The organism is Micromonospora sp. ABR4_055 (assembly GCF_056160425.1).
This window is the reverse complement of record NZ_JBSWXD010000253.1, coordinates 1-6,029: the sequence shown is the minus strand read 5'-3', so window position 1 is coordinate 6,029 and position 6,029 is coordinate 1. Positions and strand designations below refer to the sequence as shown.

5 protein-coding genes are annotated in these 6,029 nt (G+C 71.4%); all 5 read right to left on the bottom strand.

The window, feature by feature from the left end:
• Positions 1 to 204: 204 nt before the first annotated feature.
• Positions 205 to 2,193, bottom strand: a complete 1,989-nt coding sequence (gene rho / locus ACXAHD_RS31125; RefSeq protein ID WP_475055014.1) for a transcription termination factor Rho — start codon at positions 2,191 to 2,193, stop codon at positions 205 to 207.
• Positions 2,194 to 2,482: 289 nt separating this feature from the next.
• On the bottom strand, positions 2,483 to 3,427 hold the full coding sequence (gene thrB / locus ACXAHD_RS31120) for a homoserine kinase (protein WP_281551376.1): 945 nt from the start codon (positions 3,425 to 3,427) through the stop codon (positions 2,483 to 2,485).
• Positions 3,428 to 3,461: 34 nt separating this feature from the next.
• On the bottom strand, positions 3,462 to 3,692 hold the full coding sequence (locus ACXAHD_RS31115; RefSeq protein ID WP_281551377.1) for a type II toxin-antitoxin system antitoxin: 231 nt from the start codon (positions 3,690 to 3,692) through the stop codon (positions 3,462 to 3,464).
• A gap of 15 nt (positions 3,693 to 3,707) precedes the next feature.
• The gene (locus ACXAHD_RS31110) at positions 3,708 to 4,577 is read right to left on the bottom strand and encodes an SPFH domain-containing protein (protein WP_289213534.1); all 870 of its coding nucleotides are present in this window, start codon (positions 4,575 to 4,577) and stop codon (positions 3,708 to 3,710) included.
• Between the two features lie 48 nt (positions 4,578 to 4,625).
• Complete coding sequence (locus ACXAHD_RS31105) at positions 4,626 to 5,849, bottom strand: MFS transporter (protein WP_289213535.1); 1,224 nt, start codon at positions 5,847 to 5,849, stop codon at positions 4,626 to 4,628.
• Between the last annotated feature and the right edge of the window lie 180 nt (positions 5,850 to 6,029).

Below are 6,029 nucleotides of genomic sequence, written 5' to 3'. Positions count from 1 at the left end.
GGGGGGGGGGGGGGGGGGGGGGGGGGGGAGGGGGGGGGGGGGGGGGGGGGGGGGGGGGGGGGGGGTGGGCGGGGGGGGGGGGGGGGGGGGGGGGGGGGGGGGGGGAGAAACAACCCCCCCCCCACGACCGTCACGAACACCGCCGGACGCAACGCCCGACGGACCTGCCGGATTCCCGACCGCGCGGGGCGGCCGGCGCCGGGGTCACTCCCCCGGCGTCGACTTCGCGATCTGCATCAGGAACTCGATGTTGGTCCGGCTCTGCTTGAGCCGGTCCAGCAGCAGGTCCAGCGCCGCCTGGGAGTCCAGCGAGTGGAGCACCTTGCGCAGCTTGTGGGTGATCGCCAGCTCCTCCGGCGCGAGCAGGATCTCCTCCTTGCGGGTGCCGGACGGGTGGATGTCGATCGACGGGAACACCCGCTTGTCGGCGATCTTGCGGTCCAGCTTGAGCTCGGCGTTGCCGGTCCCCTTGAACTCCTCGAAGATCACCGTGTCCATCATGGATCCGGTCTCCACCAGTGCGGTGGCGAGGATGGTCAACGAACCGCCGTTCTCGATGTTTCGGGCCGCGCCGAGGAACCGCTTCGGCGGGTACAGCGCCGTCGAGTCGATACCACCGGACATGATCCGCCCGCTGGCCGGCGCGGCCAGGTTGTACGAGCGCCCCAGCCGGGTCACCGAGTCGAGCAGCACGACGACGTCGTGGCCCAGCTCGACCAGCCGCTTGGCCCGTTCGATGGCCAGCTCGGCGACCGTGGTGTGGTCCTGCGGCGGCCGGTCGAACGTGGCCGCGACGACCTCACCCTTCACCGACCGTTGCATGTCGGTGACCTCTTCCGGGCGTTCGTCGACCAGCACCACCATCAGGTGGCACTCGGGGTTGTTGTGCGTGATGGCGTTGGCGATCGCCTGCAGCACCATCGTCTTGCCCGCCTTGGGCGGGGAGACGATCAGCGCCCGCTGGCCCTTACCGATCGGCATCACCAGGTCGATGACCCGGGTGGTGAGGATGTGCGGCTCGGTCTCCAACCGCAGCCGATCCTGCGGGTACAGCGGGGTGAGTTTGTAGAACTCGGGACGCCGCCGGGCCTCCTCCGGCTCCATGCCGTTGATGGTGTCCAGCCGGACCAGCGGGTTGTACTTGTCACGACGCTGCTCACCCTCGCGGGTGGCGCGCACCGCGCCGGTGACCGCGTCACCGCGCCGCAGACCGTGCTTCTTGACCTGCGACATGGAGACGTAGACGTCGTTGGGCCCGGAGAGGTAGCCGGTGGTACGCACGAACGCGTAGTTGTCCAGCACGTCGAGGATGCCGGCGACCGGGACGAGAACGTCGTCCTCGGTCACCTGCGGCTCCCGGCCGCCGCCACCGTCGCCGTCACTGCGGTCCCCCCGCCGCCGACGGTCGCGGAACCGGCTGCGTCGGCTGCGCCGACCGCCGCCTTCGTTGTCGTCGTCGTCGTTGTTGTCCCGCTGGTTCCGCTCGCTGCGGTCACCCCGGTCGTTACGGTCACCCCGGTCGTTACGGTCACCCCGGTCGTTACGGTCGCGACCACCACGGCCGTCACCGCCCCGCTCGGCCCGCTCGCCACGGTCACGGTTGTCCCGCTCGCCGCGGTCACGGTTGTCCCGGCCGTCACGGCTATCCCGGCCGTCACGGTTGTCCCGGCCGTCACCGCCCCGGTCGGCCCGCTCGCCAGACTCGGTCGGCGCGGTCGCGGTCTCGTCGGTACGCGACTCGGTTGCCGACCGACGGCCCCGGCGGGTGCTGCGCTCGCGGGCCGGCTCGTCGACGATGGCGAGCTGCTCGCCGTCACCGCCGTCGCGCCGCTCGGACCCGCCGTCGCGCCGTTCAGACCCGCCGTCGTGCCGTTCAGACCCGCTGTCGCGCCGCTCGGCCTCAGGACGAACCTCGGCGCGGACCTCCTCCCGAGGGGGTGCGGTCGCCGCCGCGACCTCGGCGCGCGGCCGTGGGGCACCCCCGCCGGCCTGGCGCTCGGTGATCGCGGTGATCAGCTCACTCTTGCGCATCCGGGCGGTGCCGGAGATGCCGAGCGACGCGGCGAGGCTCTGCAACTCCGGCAGCAGCATCGCGGACAGCCCGGTGCCGGACCGCCGACGGCGGGCAGGAGCAGCGGTGGTGTCGTCAGCGACGTTGGAGACATCCGACGTCACGTCGGTGGTGTCGCTCAATGGATTCCTTCCCTCGATAGGCCGGGCAACCCGGGTCAAGACGCTAGGTGGCCGGGTGGCCTCGGTGCACCCGCCTCGCATGACACGTCGCGGGAGTCTTGGCGCAGCTTTGCCGGACCCGCTTCACCAGCCTCGGTGGGCAGCTCTCGACATCTGCAGCGATCCGTGGAGACTGCGGTTTGGCGGTGGCCTAGGCAGGGGTGAGACGGGCTTACCGCCGATAGCTTCGGGGGTGCGCCGCCCCGCAGGAGATCGCGTGCTTCGCGGCTGTGCTTGGCCTAGAGCGTAGTCAACTCTTCCGACCTGCGGCAACAGGGTCCCGCTCGGCGTGTCCTACTATAGCGCCTTCGATCCGCGCTCCGGCAACGTCTACCGGAAACAAGTGTGTCTGCCAGTCCATTCCCGGACAGAAGTCCGCCGGGACTTCGGTCAACGCCAGGACGCTCGGACCCGCCCCACTGATCACCGCAGCCACACCGGTCGCCCGCAGTCGGCAGACCAGTTCCGCACTGGCCGGCATCGATGGACCCCGGTAGTCCTGGTGCAACCGGTCCTCGGTCGCGGCCAGCAACAGCGTCGGGTCAGCGGTGATCGCGTGGCTCAGCAGGGCGGCCCGGCCGGCGGTGAACGCGGCGTCCGCGTGCGGCACCTGGGCGGGCAGCGCCGCCCGCGCCGCCTCGGTCAGACCCCGGTTACCGGGTACGTAGACGGTCAGCGACACCGCCGGATGCGCCGGCACCGACACCGCGCGCGCCCCGGAGGCCTCGGTCCAGGCAATGGTGAAACCGCCGAGCAGGCAGGGCGCCACGTTGTCCGGGTGACCCTCCAGCCGGGCGGCGATCCGTAGCGCGGCGGCGGTGTCCAGCAGCTGCGTCCCGCCGACGGCGAGCCCTCGGGCCAGTTGCACGCCGGCCACGATCGCCGCCGACGACGAACCCAGGCCGCGTGCCTGGGGGATGCGGTTCACGCAGCTCAACGCCAGTCCGGCCGGCCGGCCGCCGAGCTCGTCGAAGGTGGCGTGCATGGCGCGCACGACAAGATGGCCGTCGTCGACCGGCAGCTCCCCGGTGCCTTCACCGGAGATCTCGACCCGGCAGCCGGCGGGCACCACCCGGGCGGTCACCTCGTCGTGGTGACCGAGCGCCAACCCGAGCGCGTCGAACCCGGGGCCGAGGTTGGCGCTGGTGGCCGGGACCCGCACGGTCACCGGCCCGGGAACGAAGCTGATACCCATCGCCCCATGCTAGGTCCTGGCCGGTCGCCCGGTGTCAGGGCGCCGGTGGCCGGTCCGGGCCGTCGACCGACGCACCCGATCCAGGTGCCCGATCGGATTCAGGTGCCCGATCCGGTCCGGGTGTCCGGCCGGCGGCGCGCAGCGCGAACCGCAGCGCGTACTCGATCTGGGCGTTGACGCTGCGCAGGTCGTCGGCGGCCCACTTGGCAATCGCCTCGTGCACCGCCGGATCGAGCCGCAACAGCAGCTTCTTGCGTTCGGCCATCAGCCGTGGACCGCCTCAGCCGTAGAGAGACCCGGTGTTCACCACCGGCTGCACCGCCCGGTCACCGCAGAGCACCACCAGCAGGTTGGCGACCATCTGGGCCTTGCGTTCCTCGTCGAGGTCGACCACGTGCTCGTCGGCCAACCGCTCCAACGCGTTGGAGACCATGCCGACGGCGCCCTCGACGATCCGGAACCGGGCCGCGACGACGGCGGCGGCCTGCTGCCGGGCGAGCATCGCGTGGGCGATCTCAGGGGCGTACGCAAGGTGAGTGACCCGGGACTCCAGCACCTCCACGCCGGCCAGTTCGACCCGCTCCCGCAACTCGGCGGTCAGCTCGTCGGCGACCACCGTACTGTCCCGCAGGCTGGCCCGCTCACCGTCGTGTGCCTCGTACGGGTAGCTGGTGGCCAGGTGCCGGACGGCGGCCTCGGCCTGGACGGCCACGTACTCGACGTGGTCGTCGACGGCGAAGACGGCGCTGGCCGAGTCGACCACCCGCCACACCACGACGGCGGCGATCTCGACGGGGTTGCCGTCGGCGTCGGCGACCTTGAGCCGGTCGGTCTCGAAGTTGCGCACCCGCAGGGTGACCTTGCGCCGGACGGTGAACGGCCAGGTCCAGTGCAGGCCGGCGACGCGGATCGAGCCGAGGTAGCGACCGAAGAACTGCACGACCTGCGCCTCGTTGGGGTTGACCACGGTGAACCCGGTGGCGGCCAGCGCGACGACCCCGGCGTAGACCGCGACAGCGACGGCCATCCAGACGTCCACGTCGGCCACCGAGTTGATGCCGGGCGCCACCACCGCCAGGCCGATCAGGCCAGACACCGCCAAGCCACTGATCGCCACGAATCCGGACATCCGGAACACGGCTCGTTCCATGCTCTGCTCCCTTGCCAACCAGATCGCTATCAAAGTGATATCACGATGCTAGCGGCTGGCCGCAACGACCGAGCCCAGCCGCCGGGTCGCCAGCCGCCAGCCGACCGCATAGGTGACGGTCACCAGACCGCACGTCGCCAGGATGACCCGGGTGTCCAGGGTGTCGATCACACTGGCCACGATCAACTGACTCACCGAGATCGACAGGGTGGCGAGCATCAGATCGGTGGCGAAGACCCGGCCACGCAGCCGGTCCGGCACCACCGCCTGCAGGGCGTAGTTCGACAGCACCCAGTTGCTGCCGCCGCCCAGGTGCGCCAGGAAGACCAGGGCGAGCACCAGCGGGAACCAGGTGACCAGCGAGATGCTGGCGTAGGACAGCCCGTACACCGACATCGACGCGGCCAACCCGGTGAGCAGCCAGGACCGCCGGTTCAGCACCGGGCGGGTCAGCAACGGCCCGATGACCGCGCCGGCACCCCGCACGGCGAACAGCAGGCCGGTGCCGATCGCGCCGACCCCGTACACCCCGGCCAACAGCGGAAACAACGTGAGTACGCCGTTGCCGAGGCCGACCGCGCTCTTCGCGGTCACCAGGGCGAGCACCTGCGGCCGGCCACCGATGTAGGCCAGCGCCTCCCGGATCGCGGTCAGTGTCCGGGGCGCCGGCAGCGTGGCATCGCGTGGGGTCTGCATCGGTCGGCGGATCGACATGGTGACCACCGCCGCGAGCAGCAGCGCCGCGGCGGCGATCCAGAAGCACGCGTACGGGCCGAGGGCCGCGCTGAGCAGCCCGCCGAGCGACGCGCCCACTATCGCCATCGTGCCCCACGCGGATCCGGCGAACACGTTGGCGGCGGGCAGCTCCGCCGCCGAGACCACGTTCGGCAGCGCGGCCTGCGCGGCCGGCGAGTAGCAGGACTTGGCCACCGCGAGCGACGCGATGGCGAACAACGCCAGCCAGGCGGTACCCGAAGTGCGGACGGCCAGCAGCAACAGCACCGCGACGACGGCGGCCAGGTTCGCGGCGATCAGGATCCGACGGCGGTCGAAGCGGTCTGCGAGCGTACCGGTGAACGGCAACATCAGGGCGTGGATGCCGGTGTCCACGGCGAGCACCAGAGCGCCCCAGACGCCGCTGCCGGTGAGCTCCGGCAGCAGCACCACCAGCGGCACCATGACGAACCAGTCCGCCCCGAAGACGACCAGCTCGGCGAGGAGCAGCCGGCGGAAATCCCGGTTCCCGGTAAGGACCGCTAACGGTGAGGCCACGTACCGACACCTTACCGACCGGATACCGGACAGTGGACGAAGTGTGATCTGTGCGACGGGTCGTCGCGGGGGTCCCCGAGGACAATGCCCCCTGGGAACCCCCCCCCCCCCCCCCCCCCCCCCACCACCCCCCCCAGCAAAAAAGAAACGCAACTCTCCCCCACCCTCCCCACCCCCCAC

Bases quoted from the DNA above. Each gene is read 5' to 3' on its own strand.
- thrB (WP_281551376.1), bottom strand. From the start codon at position 3,427: ATGGGTATCAGCTTCGTTCCCGGGCCGGTGACCGTGCGGGTCCCGGCC.
- ACXAHD_RS31115 (WP_281551377.1), bottom strand. From the start codon at position 3,692: ATGGCCGAACGCAAGAAGCTGCTGTTGCGGCTCGATCCGGCGGTGCAC.
- ACXAHD_RS31110 (WP_289213534.1), bottom strand. From the start codon at position 4,577: ATGGAACGAGCCGTGTTCCGGATGTCCGGATTCGTGGCGATCAGTGGC.